This is a genomic window from Streptomyces sp. SID12501, from assembly GCF_010550245.1.
Lineage (GTDB): Bacteria > Actinomycetota > Actinomycetes > Streptomycetales > Streptomycetaceae > Streptomyces.
Window position 1 is genome coordinate 1 of record NZ_JAAGLU010000952.1, and the last position, 400, is coordinate 400.

The 400-nt window shown below is 74.2% G+C and carries 1 pseudogene; it reads right to left on the bottom strand.

The window, feature by feature from the left end:
* Positions 1–398 (bottom strand): annotated as a pseudogene (locus G3I71_RS49290) (ABC transporter permease); the annotation flags it as partial.
* Between the last annotated feature and the right edge of the window lie 2 nt (positions 399–400).

A 400-nucleotide genomic window follows, 5' to 3' on the forward strand; every position in this document is an offset into this window, starting at 1 on the left:
ATCCCGGCGAGCAGCGGCAGCGCGGCGAGTACGCCGACGACCAGCGGCAACGGGTGGTCCGGCGCGGGCGCGTCGAGCACGGCCGCCCCGGCCAGGGCGAGGGCGCCGATCTGCGCGAGGGCGATGACGGCGGCGGGCAGCGCCGTCCCGGCGAGGATCTCCAGGTCGCCGGCCTCGCCGGTGCGCAGCCGCTTCAGGACGAGCTCCTCACGCCGGGCGACGTAGGCGGAGACCAGGTTCATGTAGACGACGAGCAGCAGCACCATCCCGACGCCGCCGGTCAGCGTGGCCACGGCCACCGAGCCCACGGTGTCGGCGCTCAGGGTCGAACGCAGGACGAAGACCATCATCACCGGCATGAGCAGGGCCACGCTCAGGGCGGCCCGGTTGCGCACCAGCA